Genomic DNA, 19570 nt, shown 5'->3' with positions numbered 1-19570 from the left:
TGGCCTGGTGAGGGAGTAATCAAGGACTCCCTTCACAACCAAGCAATCTGTTTAGCAAACCGTTGGCCCATAGTTCTGATTTGACGGCTGCCACCGAGTCGTGTGTTGTTGACGTTATTAAGTTTTTTGATGAACACGAGGCGGCGGAGCCTACTGTGTGAGCATATGGTGACTCCAGATAATACTATAGGGGGCGTTTTGTTATCCGGTTTGAACCCGTATGACCACTCCCTTTGGTGAGCAACTGTCAGGTGAATACCATCTCCATACAAATGGTCATTCAAAACAGCAAGTCGTTGAACGGCTTTGTTTCTGTGATTGATAATTTATTGTCATGGGTGTTGCATAAATGTTGGCTCTTTTTGAGCTGTCCAGCACTTAAGATACTTAGCACAATAGGGATATCTCAAAACTGAGTAGCTGTTTTTAGAGTGACTTTTTTAATTAAAGGTGGTTAAAATGTCATCGAGTCCATGGTTTTGCGAACTAGGAAGGTTGGCTATGTCTCGATTCAAATCGTTTGGGGTATGTTTAGGTTTATTCATTTCTCCAACACTAATAATGCTATTGCTCACTCCATTTCTAACATCACCAATCACAAGTTACCTTCTACAGCAGAAGGCACAAGAAGTAATTACACACACAGAAGAAAGAAATAACCTATTGGAGCATAATATAGTATCTCAGTTACCACGAATTAAATTTGATTGTGGCACGGGAGATATGGCGTTGTTACGCAATCCATCATATTACAACAGTCATATTCGTTTCGCAGGGATTCAAACCGCAGAAGGAAAGAGTTGCTCGACTCTTGGTGCAGGTTTGCCTATCTCGGATGCAATTAAAGATATGCCAGCTACTGCTGATTACATCATTTCGACAACACCAGGTGCAACTGGTACAGAACAAGAATTTGTAGTTTATTCAAAGCGTGGTGGAAACCTCGTTTATTGGGTAATCAATAATAGCTTCGTACATGACTTACTACTTAAACCATGTAAAAACTGTTTTTATCTTGAGTACACTTATAATGACCCACATTTTAATGAAGTTAATATACCCAGGGGTGACGCAAAGATAAAACATCAAAATAAAGCCATATCAACATCCAATTTTGATAACTTACGAAACGTTGAACAAAAAATCTGGGCTGGAGAAGAGTTGCGCAACTATGCAACTCACCTAATAAGATACTATGGTTTATTTATCTCATCTTTCATCGGCATGTTGTTGGCAACAGGGTACTTGCTACTTCGTAATCATAACAACTCATTAGGTGGAATGTTAAATATAGCACTTAAAAATAATGAGTTCATTCCATTTTATCAGCCTGTAGTTGATAGCCGAACAAAACAAGTTGTGGGTTATGAGGCTTTAATAAGATGGCGCCGCGGTGGCGAATTAATCCCTCCAGGAATGTTCATCGATTATGCCGAACGCCAAGGTTTAATAATACCGATGACTACCCAGTTAGTCAGTCAAATTGTAGCAGATTTGCATAAGCTTCATGAGATGCAGTGGGTCAGTATCAATTTAGTTGCAGCACACGTAGAACAGCCATATTTGCAAGATATGTTGAAGAAATTACAATGGCCTGACCCTAAAAGACTAACGTTCGAGCTAACCGAACGTATTCCTATTTCTGATGTAAAGGCTGCAACACGAGAAATCGCCACTCTAGGTTTGAGAGGGTATCACTTTAAACTTGATGATTTCGGCACAGGCTATGGCGGCTTTGCATATTTACAGCAATTAGGTATTCGTTGCATCAAAATTGATAAAATGTTTATTGATACAATCGGCACAACCGACCTCAAGCGAAATGTACTCGATGCAATTATTGCATTTGGTCGCGAATCGAACATGGAGATGATCGCCGAGGGTGTTGAAACAAATGAGCAATTAGAATATCTGCATGAACAGGGCGTGTACTTAATACAAGGTTATGTATATGCTAAACCCATGCCAATAAATGAACTAATAGAGTGGGAATCCTCTTTTAAAAAACAACTAAAATGAATAGACCTTATTGATGGTTTTTCTTTCTAAGCCCCGTATGATGAGTCGGGGCTTTTTAATCAACTCGATGCCAAGTTATGAACGACTACATTATATTACGCGTCATGTTTGCTATGGTACATAGCCTCATCAGCCGAACGAAGCAATAGACTCAAATCTGGGGGCGATTTTGAATCATAACATACAATTCCAATTGAACAAGATAGACTATATTCTTTACCACTATATCGATTGAACTCTTCAAAGCTCTTGTACACGCGCTCCTTAATGGATTGAAAATTTTCACTGCTAGTTTCTGGCAATAATACTACGTATTCATCACCACCCAATCGAGCACAGATATCTGCATTTCTAAATATCATGTTTATTAAGTTGGCTGCTTGGCATAATGCATCATCACCTACATCATGACCAAAGCGATCATTTATAGATTTAAAATGATTTAAGTCTATAAACAATAACGATAAACACCTCTTGGCTCTGAATGCATGCTGTAAATACCTTTCGGCCAGCAGAATAAACCCTCGCCTATTAGTTATTCCTGTCAGCTCATCTATAGTAGCCATCTGCACTGCACGTAACTCGCTCTCAACAGTCCGAGCCAAATCAGTAAATAACACACGTTCTTTCTCACTAAAAACCCGAGGTTTCCTATCTATAATGCACAAAGAACCAATGTGTAATCCATTCGTTATGACCAATGAATGTCCAGCATAGAATCGAATATATGGCTCCCCGATAACCATTGGATTATCAGCATAGCGCGAATCTTGAGTTGCATCCTCGATTACAAGCATGTTTTGGTTGAGAAACCCATTTCTACAAAAAGAGATATTTGGAAGCGGCTCATGCATGTTTAGGCCATAACAAGGTTTAGCCCATCCATGCTCATTATCCTCAAAGGAGATTAAAGCGATAGGTACGTCAAAGATACTACGCGCCATTCTTGTTATACGAATGAAACGTTCCTCTGTAGGGGAATCAAGTGCTTGAAGACGGCGTAACGCATCTAGACGTAGAAAGTCGGGATCTGAGGTTTCATGAAGAGGTTGCATCCTTGCTGCCTTTTTTCATATTGGTTTAAAACGCAACTAGTATGGCACTCTTTTGGATACAACAGAATAGAGTGTAGCATTACAGATGACTGATTTTTCACCTCTAGTGGGCTCTATTGAGCCCTTAGGCTTTGGGTTGAGAGAAGCATTTAGACAAAGATTGCAAAGGATAACATTACAGTAAGATGTAATGAATACTTCTAGTTAATCATGGTAACAATACTGCTCTTTTAATAGCTCGATGGTATTCTCTGCTTTCATTATTTTTAGTGTAAGTGCTAATCTTTGAGCTAACTTAGAATGTTTTTTATTAAGATAAGCATAACCTTTTAAAGTATCCACAATTCCTGCGGAATTTATCATTTCGTACTCAGGTGAGGCCTCTAGTAGTTCTTTTTTGTTTTTATCAAAAACTAGAGTTTGTTCAATAAATATATCTACACGCCTTTTAATCAATTTTTTCAATCCTTGCTCTGTTGTATTCACATCTGTAAGTAGAGATGGTTTGATTAATTTTGAGAGAGCATCTCCGGCACGCTTAGAGCCTCTCCTAAACTCAATCCTTAAATCGCCATTTTTTAAGTCATCCCAAGAATTAAATTTTAACCTTTTATCATATACATATGCCTCAATAGTCACATCAAAGTGTGACTCATTTACTCTAATCATAGTTCTTGTTTGTTGTTGATATTCCAGAGGGCGATGTATCTCTCCATCGACACTTCCATCCTCAGCCAGAATTGGTGCTCGCCCACCAGGAACACCGCGATAAATTAGCTTATATCCTAATCTGGAGAATGCCTCGCTATAAATACTATACAGCCAGCATCCATATCTTGATTTGAAAGTATCCTCTGAACTAACCAAGACTATGCTGTTTTCAATAGCACTTACACCTGACGACAATGTTATAAGCAAAATTGAAAGCATAACTTTTACAAAGCTTTGTGAAGACATATAGAACTCACACTGATAAACCCTTCTTATAATATAGCCTATAGTCATTTCCTTTTCATTTTAAAATGAAAGGCCCTGTAACCACTTGTAATATAGCTGCATGCAGCTACACGTTTGGAATACCAAGAGTTCTCACGCCTTTGAATATATGACTCAACACTCAATACCTATATAATGAAAAGATGCCTCTGCTTGAGGCATCTTTTTTCATGCCGTTATTCCGTTTCTGTCTTAGTTTTTGCCAACACACTAAGAATAGTTGCAGCATTCACTTTAACACCGACAGGAATAGCATCCAGGTCAACGATGAAGTCTGGATTATGCAGGCCATAGGGAAACGATTTACCCTCTTTCCGAGCTTTTGCAAACAAGTCGGGTGGTGCAATACCGATAAACTGATATGCATAAGGAACATTCATTCCCTTAAATACTTCAGCAAAATCCTCAGAGCCCATTGCCGAGGGGAAATTGCTAATTACCTTATCCTCACCTAGGAGCTGGCGTAGTGCGGGTGTGACCTTTTCCATCAATTTGGCATCATTGACCACCGCATCGGCATTGCCCTTCATAACTCTGGTCGGCAGTTTGTCTTCCGGTACGCCAGAAGCTATCGCGATCCCACGATTCACCTCATCAATGCGGCGAAGCAACAGGTCGCGCACCTCGTGACTGAACCAACGCAGATTAAGCCTAAGCACAGCGCTCTCAGGTATCACATTGTTATCACGGCCTGCCTCTATGGCCCCCACAGTCAACACTGCTGGTTTTTGTGGATCTATGTTGCGGCTGATAATTGTCTGATAGGCAAGAACAGCCTGAGCGGCCATCACCACTGGGTCTAATGCCAGTTCAGGGGTAGAACCATGCCCACCAATACCATAGAAAGTGATGTCTAGTTGGTCAGTCCCAGCCATCCTCACCCCTGGAGCACTTGCTACCACGCCTGTCGGTCCAGGGACAACGTGAGCGCCGAACGCATAATCCGGTTTGGGAAAGTCACGCAGCCAAAGCCCATCATCCACCATACTCTGCGCCCCAGTGCCGGGCTCCTCGGCTGGTTGTGCATAGACAACAAGTGTCCCAGACCACATAGGCTTTATGGATGACATGACCTTAGCGACACCCAGTAACCAGGTTACATGGGCGTCATGACCACAAGCATGCATCACATCGATTTCACGGCCGTCAGCAAGTTTTTGCTTGGTGTTGGCAGCATATTCCAAGCCCGTTGCTTCGCGAACCTGTAATGCATCCATGTCAGCCCGATACCAAACTGTTGGCCCTTCACCGTTTTTTAGCACCCCGACAACACCTGTCTTGGCGATCCCCTCGGTTACTACAAACCCTAACTCACGTAACTGTTGGCTAACGATGCTGGCAGTTCGTACCTCTGTGTAGCCAATCTCGGGATGTTTGTGTAAGTCCTTGTAAATCTCAATAAGTCTCGCACTATCACTAGCAACACTTTCGTTGATCTGTGCTATCAACTCCTTTGAAAATGGTGCTGTATTCGAATTATTTTCTAGCTGATTATCAGATGGGCTCATGGCCGTTGCAGTGGAGGATAATGCGAGCATCGCTGCAATTGCAGCTACTTGACAACATGAAGACTGTTTCATCTACATACCCTTTAGTGGATAGTTGGAATTGTACTACTGGCATAACCATGTATCGGGAAAGCATGACTGACGGTGGCAGGATAAGCATTGGTGATGCCTACCTATAAATAATTCTTAATTGCATCATTGCTGGGGGGGGGAATATCATCGCTGCACTTTGCATATATACATTTCCTCATCTGCTTGCCGGAGTAGTTTATCTAAATCAGGTGGCATGCAAGCATCGTAAATAACAATTCCTAAGGAACATGAAAGCTGATATGGCTTACCACTATGACTATTGAAGTCACTCATTGCCTGATTCAGGCGGTCTTTAATTTTCTGGCAATGTTCACTACCAGTGCCAGGTAAAAGGACAACGAATTCATCCCCACCAAGACGAGCGAAAATATCTGCATCTCGAAATACGCGGCATAATAATCCTGCCATTTGTCGCAATGCATCATCACCAATATCATGACCAAACTTATCGTTTATCATCTTGAAGTGGTTCAGGTCTAAAAACAGTAAGGCCGCAGGGTGTTTTACTCGAAATGCATATTTCAAACTTTTTTCGGCAAGCAGCATGAATCCTCTACGGTTAGTTATCCCCGTCAATTCATCTATGGTTGCTCTCTGAACAGCTTGCAACTCACTCTCGACCATGGATGCCAAGTCGGCTAACAATGCTTGATCTCGTGGGCTAAGCACTCTGGGCTTAGAGTCTATGATGCACAATGTGCCGAGTTTAAGGCCAGTGCCCACTTCTAGTGGATGACCAGCATAGAAGCGTATGTGTGGCTCCCCTGTGACTAAGGGGTTGTCAAAAAAACGTGGATCTTGAGCTGCGTCTTCAACGACAAACAGTTCTTCACCGAGAATTGCGTGACCACAGAAGGAGATATCTCTCGGTGTTTCCAATACCGGCAATCCACAACATGACTTGAACCACTGTCTGTTTTCATCCACCAATGAAACCAATGCGATGGGCACATCAAACATGTTGCGAGCCATCCTGGTAATCCGGTCGAAACGCTCCTCTGCGGGGCTATCAAGTATCGCTAAACGGCGCAATGCGTCTAAGCGAAGCTGTTCGTTATCCGGTACTACGGGGCTTTGCATCAACATCTCCTTGTTGTATGGGTATGGCCTGCTGCCAACATAATACTGCATGTCTTTAGACCTGATGTACTGACAGTTTATTACAGTAGATAGACCCATGATTGCGAGCTAACTCATCTTTGATGACAGAAGCAGTCTTAGTTGCTTACTCCACAGGAGGCCCCTAACGGATCCTTTGCGTTTGTTTGGGCATCCTAGCAAAAAGCCATTCCACAGTTAACTTGTTTGTCATTAATGAAGCGACCTCATATCATCAAGACAACCAGTTTAGGCATCTGGATGTTTCACGATGGTCAGAGTCATTTTTCAAGCGAAAATTCACACCACAGTTGACTCCGGCAGTTGGGTCGAAGTCCCGCATTTATGCTTGCAACACTGTGTTATGGAGGACTTTAAGGTTCACCCTAGCTGGAGAAGAGCCATCTCATCTTTAGAGCTGGACGAGACTCTGGAAGCGCACACCAACAGGTTGTTTGGTGATGCTAGGCGATTAGACCTGAGCGCAGCGCCTGAAGGTGTTTCTGTAGATGTGTTTGGGGCTTTGGCTATTGTGACTATAGATTTGATGTTGTGCGACCAATTAAATTAAAAATATAATATTTTCATATGCTTATGACTGCCATATCTTAGGTGATAACCTTCATTGTAGACAAACCTTAACGTTCTGATGGTATGCACAGTTGTAAGCCGTCATCGAGGATGTGTGCCCTAAAGGTGGTCGTTCAGGTTGGAGGGCGCGATCACAATGATGGGCTCATTCAAATCTTTTTAGTATAGTTAGCCCCTCAGACCTTTTCAGACAGGATGTCGGTGTAATGAGTGATAAAACCCAGTGGAAAACATGGTCATTGATTTCCCGCATGCGTCTTGGGTTGGTTCTGCTTTTCGTCCCCATATTAATTCTCGGAGCCATTTATTACTATCATATGACCGTCACTCTGCAACGTGATTTGCAGCAACAGTTAGTATCCAAGAATGATCAACTTCATAATGTTTTGATAAAGCCATATCTTGATACCCTAACAACACAGTTTGAGCTTATCTATCGCAAGGTTGATTATAAAGACTTTATAGATAACAAGATAAAACATCAGTCTGAATACTTACATGACTGGCGGCGTTATCAGGAAACTGCTGGGCTACAATACATCTATGTTGGCACAGAGCATCGACAATTACTTGTTCATCCTGAATGGCAACCAGACTCGAATTTTAACCCACGCATAAGGCCATGGTATCAACTTGCCGTTAAAAATAAAGGTAAGATGGTTTGGACTGAACCATATTACGACTACATTTACGGAACGCTATCACTCTCATTAGCTAAAACAATTGAAGACCCGACAGGGAAGTTAGTTGGTGTCTTTTCAATTGATACATTACTTCAACCTATATCAAAGTGGCTTAATTATAAGCAAGATGCTGGGTATCAGATGTTGGTGAATGGGGCTGGTAAGATGTTAGTTCATCCAGATAAAGAGCTAATGTTTACGCCCATGAAAGATATGACTTGGCTTTCGAAGTTCACAAAAGACAAAGGCGTATTCCATGATAAAGAGTCTGGGATGTTTGTGGCATATAACAAAGTCGATGGCCAAGACTGGATTTTGGTTAGTGTCGTTCCAGAATCTACATTGCAAGGTGTCATTGAGAGTGTGTCGCTTAATGTTCAAGGTATCATTGCACTGACCTGCATTTTTTATCTCTTGCTAGCTTTGGCCTGGTCTAAATATTTTCAAAAAATGCTCAATGAGCTATCAAATGTTATTCGATCAAGTCGTAATAACTCATTAAAATCACCTAAGAATAGAATGGTCGAGTTATCACATGTGTATGACGAAGTGGCAAAATCGACACATGAGTTATCAGAAGCTCGCTTACAGGCTAATGTTGACCAACTGACAGGTTTATACAACCGTAGATTTTTTGACATAAAGCTTTCTCAGCTATTAAAAAAGCAAAAGCCATTTTATTTAGCACTGTTAGATTTAGATGACTTTAAAAAAGTGAACGATACGTTCGGACACCAAACTGGTGACTCTGTATTAAAAAGAGTAGCGAAACTTGGAAATTCAATTTTTTATGAGCATGGTTGGTTCTGTCGATATGGTGGAGAAGAATTAGCGGTATTGTTTGAAGTGGACTCTGGGAACTTAGCGATATCTTTACTGGAGGCACTAAGGCATGGTGTTGAGCATCTGGACTGGCGTGAAGATGCTCTTCGAGTAACACTCAGTGGTGGAGTTGCTGTTAGTAAAAAAGATATTAGTGCAAAAGATCTTATAAATGCAGCTGACATTCTGGTGTACAAAGCTAAACGCGATGGTAAGAATCGAATTTACGAGTGCATATCAATAACCACTGTTCATGACACCATGTAGCGTGAATCCCGTATGATTGATATATATGCAAGAAATGAATTGAAGTTTTACTATTCAGTGCCTTAGGCACTAATTTAACCAGTTATTGTGAGGGTATCTCCTTCGATAGAGTTCGTTGTTAGATTGTTATGACCTTCAATTATGAGTGTTTGTTGATGAAATAATAGCCGTGGGTGTACAAAACTGGTTTATCTTCGCTGCGTAGCAGCGGAATAATGGTGAGCGGCTTAAATTTCATTGAAACTCTCATAATTAGTAAATGGACAGTTTTCCGAATTTTTCAAGTGGGGTAAATGAAATAAATTTCAAAAAATGATGAGATTGGTTGTTTTTGAAGCATTCTGTAGGGATTCGCCTATCAGAAACCTCGATTTAGTTGCACACCCCATGCTGAATCCGTCCCACCAAATTCACAACAGCCTGAACCCCCATCGGTGTATTCAGCAATCTGGCTGGAGCCACGCCACCAAGGCCCCAGGCTGGTCTGTTTAGCCATGACAACGCCTTGGCAGTATCGTTCTTGTTGAGGGATAGTGCCGCATCGAGTGCCTGTACAACGCCGTATACCCTGGCACCCTGAGAGATTGATAGGGGAGCCCCAATCCTCAGCTTGCGAGCAACAGTGTGGCGGCTAATGCTTACTAAGCGGCATATCAAACCTATGTCTGCACTCATCAATTCAGCCAGTCGATGAATGCTGCCAGGAGCTACGCCAGCCACGATCCATAGATGTGTAGTGGTCTAATCATCCCGGACATCATTTTAGGTGGTACAGTCGCCACCATGACCTGAGGTGTTCAATGACAAGATTACGTCGCTCATTTACTGCCGAATTCAAACTCGAAGCCGCATCCCTGGTGCTCGACCAGGGATATTCAGTCCCCGAAGCCAGCCGTTCACTGGATGTCGGTGAAACCGTACTGCGCCGCTGGGTTCAGCAGCTCCAATCCGAACGCTGCGGCACAACCCCGATTAGTAAAGCTCTGACCCCGGAACAGCAGAAAATCCAGGAGCTAGAAGCCCGTATCAATCGACTCGAACGTGAAAAGGACATTCTAAAAAAGGCTACTGCTCTCTTGATGACGGACGAGTTCACACGTACGCGCTGATAGACCGATTAAGGGAGCAAGCCCCCATCACTCTGGTCTGCTGCGCCTTCGATGTTCCCACCTCCTGTTTTTACGATTATCTGGCTCGCAGGCGGACGATTAACCGTGAGCGCATGCAACAGCGCTGTGAGTTGCGCCGTTTGTTCAAAGAAAGCCAGAACTCAGCGGGCAGCCGCGCCTTGATGTCGATGATGCGGGAGTTGGGGTATCAGATTGGTCGATTCAAAGTACGTAACCTGATGAAGGAAGCCGGGCTGGTATCCAAGCAACCGGGCGCTCATCGCTATCAGGTCGCTCGGTCTGAACGACCGGACATTCCCAATCTGCTGGCCCGCGAATTTGATGTCCAGCAGCCCAATCAGGTGTGGTGTGGCGATATCACCTACGTCTGGGCCGGTGGTCGTTGGCATTACCTAGCCGCAGTGCTCGACCTGCATACCCGGCGGGTCGTAGGCTGGGCGATGTCTGATAAGCCTGATGCAGAGCTGGCCATCAAAGCACTGGAGATGGCCTATCAGCAGCGGGGTTGCCCATCCGGTGTGCTATTTCACTCCGACCAGGGCAGCCAATATGGCAGTCGGGCATTTCGGCAACGACTGTGGCGCTATCGCATGACCCAGAGTATGAGTCGGCGTGGCAACTGCTGGGATAACGCCCCGATGGAACGGTTGTTCAGAAGCCTGAAGTCAGAGTGGCTCCCGGCTATGGGATATATGAGCTTGCGAGAGGCAAAACGAGATATCAGTTATTACCTGATGAATTACTACAACTGGCGGCGTCCACATCAACACAATGACGGGATACCGCCAGCAAAAGCCGAAGAACGGCCTAACCAAGTGTCCGGATTTAGTTGACCACTACAATGTGCTCCTAGTGGGTCACGAGGAATACCAAGACCTTCTAGGAGACGGTTCGGAGTAACTGCGTCACTACTAGGATGATAGGTTGCATAGGGCATCATGTAGCACTCCTCATTGTACAAACACGACCTCTCATGAGCTATCCTACCCCAAACTGTCGTTTTGAGTGGAAAATTAACAACCAAATGCCCCTACATTGAGGAGGGCTGATGACCGAGTTGGTCTGTACTGAACCAGGTTTAGGCATTGAGCTGGGGACTACTTTTCAGGTTCTATCGGAGAACGGCTCTGAATGGGAAATCCTGTTGGGGAATGAATACCGAAGGGTCAACAAACGCAGCGGGCGCGTTACAGGTTGGAAAACACCTCCAAAATTTGAGTGCAAAGGCATCCAAAAATAACATATCAAATAAGTGCTCAATGCTGGTTATGCCAGTAATAATGTTGACTAGCGGCTTCACCTTTCATAGAATCAAGGCACAGGGAGATTCGCTACCCTAAGTGCGAAGTTGAAACAAGGGAGAGTCGCTACCCTGAGTGCGAAGTTGAAAAAATGCTGAAACCCTGCCTCGTTGCGGGGTTTTTTGCTTTCTGGAGACATGGATGTGTAGTGGCCTAGTCATCCAAGACTTCCTCTTAAGTTAAGAGGGGCGAAGTGTCTGGATCCTCAAGGGGCAAATCTAAAATTTCTTATCATCGACTCATTCTGTGAGCCAATGATATTGTCCTATCGGCTCATTTCGTGAGCCGAACAAGATCCTTCATCGGCTCATCTGGTGAGGTGGTCTCAACGCTCACTACCACTTGGATTTAATTTTTAGCTACATATTTTCATAGCAGATTGGAGCTAGGCCAATAAGTAGATCCAAACGCAATTTAGCTCAGGATTTTTAAATGATGCTTTTTCGAATCATCTTGGTGCCAAAAACAGTGGAGCTGATGCTGGGATTGAGAGATAATTTTCCTGATATAAAAATGTGATACATGAGGATAAAAATGAACGATTTTTTGAAAATACTGATGAATATTCGTAGTCTGCGAGCTGCATTGCGCGAGCTCTCTTTCGAGCAGCTGGTCGAAATCAGAGAAAAATTCGAAGAGATTTTTGCTGAGCGTGAGCAGCAAGAGAGCAAATTGAGAGAAGAGTCCGCTGAACGCCTGCAAAAACTGGCTGAGTTTACCGAGCTGCTGAAACAAGCGGGCATAGATCCGAGTGAGCTTGTTGGTACTGCAACCACTGCAAAAGCAGAGGGTACAGTAAAGAGCAAGCGCGCTCCTCGTCCTGCAAAATACAAATACACCGAAGACGGTCAGGAGAAAACCTGGACTGGCCAAGGTCGCATGCCCAAGACCATCGCAGAAGCAGTGGCTAATGGTCGTGCATTGGAAGAGTTTTTGATCTAGTGCTGAGAGCCCATGCCAGCTCGGCGTGGGCCTTTAATTCTATCTGTAGTAGGAGCACCGTATGGGGAGGACATTGGAGGATATGATTTCATCCGAATCACCCGAGGTTGTCCAGAGAGCCAAGGCTCTGGCCGAAGAGCAACTGGTACGTCTCAGTGTGACCAAACTGCTTTCAAATCTCGGGCCTGGTGATGTTCCTGCAATAGATCCCGATATTCTCGATAGTTTGTTATCACTCAAAAGATTAGTTGAGAGCCATGACTGTCGGTTAAGTCTATTCGTTCATATGCCTGACGGCACACATCATGGCGTCAACATTTAACTAAATAGCGTCATTTGTACACCAATCGCAGCTTTCATCTACCAGATGAAATTAACGCCCCATGGCGATGCTTTTTCAAACTCCCTCGGTGTGCAAGCGGATCTGATAGCGTGTATTGCGTCCGCCACCAGGTAATTTCTCAATACATCCCTTTTTCACCAATGCAGCCAGATGGCGTGTGGCCGTGGGCTTACTGACTCCGGCGACTTTTTGATATTGACTGGCACTGATGCCATTTTCAAAACCCTGTTCGCCGCCATCCAGTAAACGATTCAGCACTTTGGTTTGATCTGGACTCAGATCGTCATGACAGTGCTGCAACCAGAAAAATGTCTTGGCGAGAGAACGATCAATAACCTGTAATGCCAGCTCTATGGAGTAATCCAGTGTAGTGGTCTAATCATCCCGGACATCATTTTAGGTGGTACAGTCGCCACCATGACCTGAGGTGTTCAATGACAAGATTACGTCGCTCATTTACTGCCGAATTCAAACTCGAAGCCGCATCCCTGGTGCTCGACCAGGGATATTCAGTCCCCGAAGCCAGCCGTTCACTGGATGTCGGTGAAACCGTACTGCGCCGCTGGGTTCAGCAGCTCCAATCCGAACGCTGCGGCACAACCCCGATTAGTAAAGCTCTGACCCCGGAACAGCAGAAAATCCAGGAGCTAGAAGCCCGTATCAATCGACTCGAACGTGAAAAGGACATTCTAAAAAAGGCTACTGCTCTCTTGATGACGGACGAGTTCACACGTACGCGCTGATAGACCGATTAAGGGAGCAAGCCCCCATCACTCTGGTCTGCTGCGCCTTCGATGTTCCCACCTCCTGTTTTTACGATTATCTGGCTCGCAGGCGGACGATTAACCGTGAGCGCATGCAACAGCGCTGTGAGTTGCGCCGTTTGTTCAAAGAAAGCCAGAACTCAGCGGGCAGCCGCGCCTTGATGTCGATGATGCGGGAGTTGGGGTATCAGATTGGTCGATTCAAAGTACGTAACCTGATGAAGGAAGCCGGGCTGGTATCCAAGCAACCGGGCGCTCATCGCTATCAGGTCGCTCGGTCTGAACGACCGGACATTCCCAATCTGCTGGCCCGCGAATTTGATGTCCAGCAGCCCAATCAGGTGTGGTGTGGCGATATCACCTACGTCTGGGCCGGTGGTCGTTGGCATTACCTAGCCGCAGTGCTCGACCTGCATACCCGGCGGGTCGTAGGCTGGGCGATGTCTGATAAGCCTGATGCAGAGCTGGCCATCAAAGCACTGGAGATGGCCTATCAGCAGCGGGGTTGCCCATCCGGTGTGCTATTTCACTCCGACCAGGGCAGCCAATATGGCAGTCGGGCATTTCGGCAACGACTGTGGCGCTATCGCATGACCCAGAGTATGAGTCGGCGTGGCAACTGCTGGGATAACGCCCCGATGGAACGGTTGTTCAGAAGCCTGAAGTCAGAGTGGCTCCCGGCTATGGGATATATGAGCTTGCGAGAGGCAAAACGAGATATCAGTTATTACCTGATGAATTACTACAACTGGCGGCGTCCACATCAACACAATGACGGGATACCGCCAGCAAAAGCCGAAGAACGGCCTAACCAAGTGTCCGGATTTAGTTGACCACTACACAGTGTGTCGAGAAACCAACAAATCCAGGAGGTAATATCCAGCGAGCCTTTCTGTGCTGACTCCAGTGCCCGATAGTAGTCTGCCCGCCGTCCAAGAATAGCAGCTGACATGGCATACAGCCGGATGCTGTGGCAGTCAGCCTGTGACAACGCGAGATCGGTCAGTGCCCGCGCTAACCGCCCATTGCCATCATCAACGGGATGAAGGGTCAAAAACCAGAGATGGCAAATCGCCGCACGAAGAAGCGGATCCATCGTTGGATCATGTCGAGTCTGGTTAAACCAGAGGGTGTACTCGGTCAGTTGATCGTCCAGAGTTGCTCTGGGCGGTGCCTCAAAATGCACGGTGGGGCGATCTACACGTCCAGAGACAACCAGCATCGGCGCATCTCCTCGCAACTGCCCTACATGCAGCCGCTTCACCGACCATTCGTTGACGGGGAACAACCAACGATGCCATTGGTAAAGCCGCTCAATCGTCAACGGCTGTCCATGATTGTCGATGGCATCCAGCATCATGGCCGCGAGCCCCTCTGAGCGCTCTGATACTGGATAGGACTGAGTTTGTGAGCCTCCTAACCGCCTATCCAGAGAGGAACGCACGGATTGTGCATTGAGGCGTTCGCCTTCGATAGCGGACGAGGCGATGATGTTAGCCAATAACGTGTCCAACGTTTGGTCGGGGTTCCCCAACCTGGAATGACGACCGATTAGAATTCCCTGCCTGCGTTGAACCTGCCGTAATCTGGGCAATATCTCGCTATCCCGCCAACGAAAATGGGGCCAATCAGCTTGTTGCCAAATCCAAAATGGTTCCATTATTTCCTCATCCAACGTGCTAGGGTCTCAATAATGAGCCGACCCAGCCCATCATTCGGCTCAACATCTGAGCCGAATATAACACATGCAGCAGACCAGCAGAGCTGGAAATGAGGATGGAGATCCAGGCTGAAAATCTCAGACCGGAGCTGACGAAAAACTGGATTTATTGCTGCTGTGTGGCGCTACAGCAACCAGTAGATAGACGAGGCGGGAAGCTCGTTTTCGTTTTGAATGGTTCTTGTGAGCTTGCAGCTTGCGCTGCATGAATCCACCCCCAAGATAATGCCGTTCGGTCTACTCATTCATATGCCTGACGATACTCACTAATATTGGAATGCCAGTCTAAGCCACCAGAAGAGAAGAATTGAACCACCGAGTAGATTGCCTGCGAGGTATTTCCAAGAACGGTCTGACAAGAACAAAATCGCACCAAGTATCGTTATCAGGCCCCAGAGATAGGGCATGAGCAGTACATATAGGCCAGTCAGTGAGTATTCATTGTTAAACCAATCATAGACAGGCTGAATGAACAGGATCGATGCATTCAAGAGGTGATAGAGCATGAACAACACGAATACCCATGTTCTCTCTGTCTTCACTGCTGCGCTCACTTTAGTTCCCCTTGGAATGGATAGCTGAGTTCAATGACTGTCAAAAATGGCTTGTAGGCAAAGCGCTTGTAGTGTTGAAGAACAAGCCAGCTTCTGAAACCGGACGCTAGGCCGTAGAACTTGACTCTTCCGGTCGTGGGGTCAAAGCCAGTATCAAAATAATTGAGATCTGAACCCGTATGATAGTGAGAATTACATAAGCAAATTAGTTTATAAATCTATTTATTTATATATGAACAATTATTTTTAATAAAAATATTTAAGCCTTTGGCCTAGGCCCCAATAGGGGCTATGGGTAACACAGTAGGTTCATGATGTTATTTTCTAGGTTGTCTGAGCTACAACTAGGGACTATAATCCGCGGCCTAATTTTAATTCCTACTAATTTTGGTCGTTCGAAACTGAGGATTACTTATGGGTTCCCAGACTGTGTGGCTACCAACTGCACTCTACACAGCTCTTATTCGGTTGCAGCTGAACGATTTCACTGCGACTGGGTGCGTAAGTGCTGTTTTTGGTGCCAAGGCTGAACCGAAGGTACATAGGAAGCGTTATAGCATTATTTATTTGAATCTCATCAAGCTAGTCCGTTTGGGGCTCTTAAAGAGAAAGCACGTTGATGATGGGAAGCGTTTTTCTCATTTCATCAAGACTCCCAAGTTCGATGAAGTGCATTTCAAAGAGGAATTTATTGGGCCAGAGGCTCTGGTGACGGAACTGAAACAGGAAAAAAATTTGAAATCGAATGGTTCTTTGTTGGATGAGTTGGATGAGAGAGCCCGAAACTATCGTCTTCAGTTAGAGAAGCAAGATGCTATGCGCGATGAACTTGGTGTGTTGCTCATAGACTTTCCTTTTCTGGAACCTGCAATAGGCAAAGCTATCAGTGATGCAGTTGAGGAGAGTTGGGAGTTACAGGGCAGGCTGGCGGCTGTTGAGAGGATATTGAAGGTGTTTGGGATGCGGCCTTCTTCATGAAGGCCAGCAAACGAAAGGTTGCGTCTTGCTAACAATACAGCGGCATGTGGGGCTTTGACAGCGACATACAGCTTGGAAAGTGGTGGCCCCAGTCCGACTTGAACGGACGACCAATCGATTCAGTTAACCCGATACTTTCGTAAAGGCCTGGACTATATCATCATCCTCGCAGAGCGATAGGATGTCGGACGCTAGTGATGTATTACACAGCAAGGTCGTGCTGAACCATCTAGTCTCTGAACCTTCTCTTCACGCTTGAAGAGCTTGGCTGCTGATTGGCATGAGATATCGCTATCTTTTAGCTTTCCAGCAATTCATCCGATTTTTCCGTATGTCATTACTGACACAGGTCACAATTTCTTATGAGTCGACTGCTCTAACCACTGAGCTATGGGGCCGTTTCATCTATGCACCATTTTACTAGCACATATTTTTAAAGCAACTGAACTCAACTGCCTTAAAAATCATAGCTTTACTTGACTCTTACAACTTCTTTAAGCATGCACTGAAATCATGGTTTACATAAGAACCCACGACCAATCGATTATGAGTCGACTGCTCTGACCAACTGAGCTAAGGGGCCAAATTGTGCGTTTAGCGGCGTGGATTATAGGGGAAGAGGAAAGGGCAGTCTATAGGCATATCAACCACTTGGCGACTAATTGTCCAGCTTGATTGAGGGCGCAAAGCCGGTCGCAAGGGTAAATGCCAGACAAAACAAAGCCCCGCATGGCGGGGCTTTGGCAGAGCAGTTTGACACAGGGTCAGGACTATTCGTCCAGGAAGCTGCGCAGCACTTCCGAGCGGCTAGGGTGGCGCAGTTTGCGCAGTGCCTTGGCTTCGATCTGACGAATACGCTCACGGGTAACGTCGAACTGTTTGCCCACTTCCTCTAGGGTGTGGTCAGTGTTCATGTCGATACCGAAACGCATCCGCAGTACCTTGGCTTCACGGGCGGTCAGGCCAGCCAGCACTTCGCGGGTGGCGTTGCGCAGGCTTTCGCTGGTCGCCGCATCCGCTGGCAGAGCCAGGGTGGTATCTTCGATAAAGTCGCCCAAGTGGGAATCTTCATCATCACCGATGGGCGTCTCCATGGAGATAGGCTCTTTGGCGATCTTCAGTACCTTGCGGATCTTGTCTTCCGGCATGCCCATGCGCATGGCCAGCTCTTCCGGGTTCGGTTCACGACCCATCTCCTGCAGCATCTGACGGGAGATTCGGTTGAGCTTGTTGATGGTCTCGATCATGTGTACCGGGATACGGATGGTACGGGCCTGATCCGCGATGGAGCGGGTAATGGCCTGACGGATCCACCAGGTAGCATAGGTCGAGAACTTGTAGCCACGACGGTATTCAAACTTGTCTACAGCCTTCATCAGACCGATGTTGCCCTCCTGGATCAGATCCAGAAACTGCAGACCGCGGTTGGTGTACTTCTTGGCGATAGAGATAACCAGACGCAAGTTGGCCTCAACCATCTCTTTCTTCGCACGGCGGGCTTTGGCCTCACCGATGCTCATACGACGGTTGATATCCTTGATCTGGGCAATCGACAGACCGGTCTCTTCTTCAATCTGCTGCAGCTTGCCGATGGCGCGCTGGATATCCTCGTCCATTTCAACCAGACGGGGAGACCAGGCTTTGCCAGCCTGCTTCTGGTATTCAAACCAAGCAGTTTCACACTCGTTGTTGGTGAAGGCCGCGACGAAGGTTTTCTTCGGCATCTTGGCCTGCTCAACGCAGAGCTTCATGATGATGCGTTCCTGCACGCGGACACGCTCCATCATTTCACGCATGTTGTTGACCAGGCGATCGAACTGCTTGGGCATCAGGCGGAATTGACGGAATACATCGGCCAGCTGGGCGATGGCGGCTTGGGTATCTTCGTGCGCACGACCATTCTTCTGAATGGAGAGGCGGGTCACTTCATACTGGGCACGCAGTTCACCAAACTTCTCGCGAGCGACTTCCGGATCCGGACCACCGTCACCGTCGTCGTCAGAGCTGTCGCCATCTTCGTCTTCGTCTTCTTCGTCTTCTTCATCTTCGTCGGCCAGATCGTCTTCGCCGAGCTCGGAACCGATATGCGTGGCGGTAGGCGCCATGTCTTCAGTTTCGTTCGGGTCAATAAAGCCAGAAATGATGTCAGAGAGACGTAGCTGCTCGGCTTCGTACTTGTCGTACTGTTCGAGCAGGTAAGTAATTGCTTCAGGGTACTCGGCTACGGAGCTTTGTACCTGGTTGATACCGTCTTCGATCCGCTTGGCGATGTCGATTTCGCCTTCACGGGTCAGAAGTTCGACGGTACCCATTTCCCGCATGTACATGCGGACGGGATCGGTCGTGCGACCAATCTCAGATTCAACAGATGCCAGAGCCTGGGCCGCTGCTTCGGCAGCGTCCTCATCGGCGGTACCACCTTCAGCCATGATAAGGTCATCGGCATCCGGAGCGTTTTCAACCACTTGAATGCCCATATCGTTGATCATCTGAATGATGTCTTCGATCTGGTCTGAATCGACAATGTCTTGCGGGAGGTGATCGTTCACCTCGGCATAGGTCAGGTAGCCCTGTTCTTTACCTTTGGCAACGAGGAGTTTAAGCTGAGACTGCGGGGTTTGCTCCATAGAACTCATCCGGTTGGTGTTGCTAGGTTGCGCGTACAGTGCGCTGCTGCGCAAATAGCCAATTCTAATAGAAAACCGC

General features: G+C 46.2%; 16 protein-coding genes and 1 pseudogene. 7 read left to right on the top strand and 10 right to left on the bottom strand.

The genetic code is table 11. The annotated features are described in order from the left end of the window. Positions 1-501 precede the first annotated feature (501 nt). Entirely contained in the window at positions 502-2019 is a 1518-nt protein-coding gene (locus tag ACTG20_RS19515; RefSeq protein WP_194495189.1) for an EAL domain-containing protein, read from the top strand. A 95-nt stretch (positions 2020-2114) separates the two neighbouring features. On the opposite strand, the gene ACTG20_RS19510 is transcribed toward ACTG20_RS19515, so the two are convergent. From ACTG20_RS19510 to ACTG20_RS19495, 4 genes are all read right to left on the bottom strand, one after another. After that, positions 2115-3074 carry a sensor domain-containing diguanylate cyclase gene (locus tag ACTG20_RS19510; RefSeq protein WP_194495191.1) on the bottom strand — a complete coding sequence of 320 codons (960 nt, stop codon included), beginning with the start codon at positions 3072-3074 and terminating at the stop codon, positions 2115-2117. A gap of 204 nt (positions 3075-3278) precedes the next feature. Beyond that, on the bottom strand, positions 3279-4079 hold the full coding sequence (locus ACTG20_RS19505; RefSeq protein WP_194495193.1) for a transporter substrate-binding domain-containing protein: 801 nt from the start codon (positions 4077-4079) through the stop codon (positions 3279-3281). 167 nt (positions 4080-4246) lie between these two features. Continuing rightward, positions 4247-5650 carry an amidohydrolase gene (locus tag ACTG20_RS19500; protein ID WP_194495195.1) on the bottom strand — a complete coding sequence of 468 codons (1404 nt, stop codon included), beginning with the start codon at positions 5648-5650 and terminating at the stop codon, positions 4247-4249. Positions 5651-5794: 144 nt separating this feature from the next. Next, positions 5795-6751, bottom strand: coding sequence for a diguanylate cyclase domain-containing protein (locus tag ACTG20_RS19495; RefSeq protein WP_439987338.1), 957 nt, complete (start codon positions 6749-6751; stop codon positions 5795-5797). An 815-nt stretch (positions 6752-7566) separates the two neighbouring features. Here ACTG20_RS19495 and ACTG20_RS19490 point away from each other — a divergent pair. Continuing rightward, positions 7567-9132, top strand: coding sequence for a sensor domain-containing diguanylate cyclase (locus ACTG20_RS19490; RefSeq protein ID WP_194495198.1), 1566 nt, complete (start codon positions 7567-7569; stop codon positions 9130-9132). A gap of 372 nt (positions 9133-9504) precedes the next feature. Here ACTG20_RS19490 and ACTG20_RS19485 read toward each other — a convergent pair whose 3' ends face one another. Next, a complete protein-coding gene (locus ACTG20_RS19485) occupies positions 9505-9852 on the bottom strand; it encodes an antitoxin Xre/MbcA/ParS toxin-binding domain-containing protein (RefSeq protein ID WP_320628407.1) in 348 nt (115 codons plus the stop codon). A gap of 80 nt (positions 9853-9932) precedes the next feature. On the opposite strand from ACTG20_RS19485, the gene ACTG20_RS19480 reads away from it, so the two are divergent. The 3 genes from ACTG20_RS19480 to ACTG20_RS19470 all read left to right on the top strand — a co-directional run bounded on the left by ACTG20_RS19480 (position 9933) and on the right by ACTG20_RS19470 (position 12505). Next, positions 9933-11095 (top strand): IS3 family transposase gene (locus ACTG20_RS19480; RefSeq protein ID WP_194494941.1). Its coding sequence is split into 2 segments (ribosomal slippage): positions 9933-10188 and positions 10188-11095, totalling 1164 coding nucleotides; the frame shifts between segments, so codons are not numbered across the junction. 215 nt (positions 11096-11310) lie between these two features. Next, positions 11311-11502: a hypothetical protein gene (locus ACTG20_RS19475; protein WP_042083548.1), complete on the top strand. Its 192-nt coding sequence runs from the start codon at positions 11311-11313 to the stop codon at positions 11500-11502. Between the two features lie 595 nt (positions 11503-12097). Next, a complete protein-coding gene (locus ACTG20_RS19470) occupies positions 12098-12505 on the top strand; it encodes an H-NS family histone-like protein (protein ID WP_042024860.1) in 408 nt (135 codons plus the stop codon). 397 nt (positions 12506-12902) lie between these two features. On the opposite strand, the gene ACTG20_RS19465 is transcribed toward ACTG20_RS19470, so the two are convergent. Beyond that, positions 12903-13106 (bottom strand): hypothetical protein, encoded by a 204-nt coding sequence (locus ACTG20_RS19465; RefSeq protein WP_376787905.1) that lies wholly within the window; start codon positions 13104-13106, stop codon positions 12903-12905. 176 nt (positions 13107-13282) lie between these two features. Here ACTG20_RS19465 and ACTG20_RS19460 point away from each other — a divergent pair. Further along, a protein-coding gene (locus ACTG20_RS19460) for an IS3 family transposase (RefSeq protein ID WP_194494941.1) occupies positions 13283-14445 on the top strand; the annotation gives its coding sequence in 2 pieces (ribosomal slippage) (positions 13283-13538 and positions 13538-14445; 1164 coding nt in all). Here the strand turns inward: ACTG20_RS19460 and ACTG20_RS19455 are convergent. The 3 genes and pseudogenes from ACTG20_RS19455 to ACTG20_RS19445 all read right to left on the bottom strand — a co-directional run bounded on the left by ACTG20_RS19455 (position 14376) and on the right by ACTG20_RS19445 (position 16092). Next, positions 14376-14972, bottom strand: a complete 597-nt coding sequence (locus ACTG20_RS19455; RefSeq protein ID WP_439987860.1) for a Fic family protein — start codon at positions 14970-14972, stop codon at positions 14376-14378. The two genes, ACTG20_RS19460 and ACTG20_RS19455, sit on opposite strands and share 70 nt — an antisense overlap. Before the next feature lie 66 nt (positions 14973-15038). Beyond that, positions 15039-15272 (bottom strand): annotated as a pseudogene (locus ACTG20_RS19450) (DUF4172 domain-containing protein); the annotation flags it as partial. Between the two features lie 610 nt (positions 15273-15882). Continuing rightward, positions 15883-16092: a DUF3289 family protein gene (locus tag ACTG20_RS19445; RefSeq protein WP_439987859.1), complete on the bottom strand. Its 210-nt coding sequence runs from the start codon at positions 16090-16092 to the stop codon at positions 15883-15885. A gap of 208 nt (positions 16093-16300) precedes the next feature. On the opposite strand from ACTG20_RS19445, the gene ACTG20_RS19440 reads away from it, so the two are divergent. Continuing rightward, positions 16301-16864: a hypothetical protein gene (locus ACTG20_RS19440; protein ID WP_194494689.1), complete on the top strand. Its 564-nt coding sequence runs from the start codon at positions 16301-16303 to the stop codon at positions 16862-16864. A 770-nt stretch (positions 16865-17634) separates the two neighbouring features. Here ACTG20_RS19440 and rpoD read toward each other — a convergent pair. After that, positions 17635-19530, bottom strand: coding sequence for an RNA polymerase sigma factor RpoD (gene rpoD, locus ACTG20_RS19435; RefSeq protein ID WP_263718854.1), 1896 nt, complete (start codon positions 19528-19530; stop codon positions 17635-17637). Positions 19531-19570 lie beyond the last annotated feature (40 nt).

The sequence above is a fragment of the Aeromonas sp. 84A genome (assembly GCF_051919345.1).
Taxonomy (GTDB): domain Bacteria; phylum Pseudomonadota; class Gammaproteobacteria; order Enterobacterales; family Aeromonadaceae; genus Aeromonas; species Aeromonas veronii.
The sequence above is the reverse complement of the archived record's forward strand: the minus strand, read 5'-3'. Positions and strand labels throughout refer to the sequence as shown.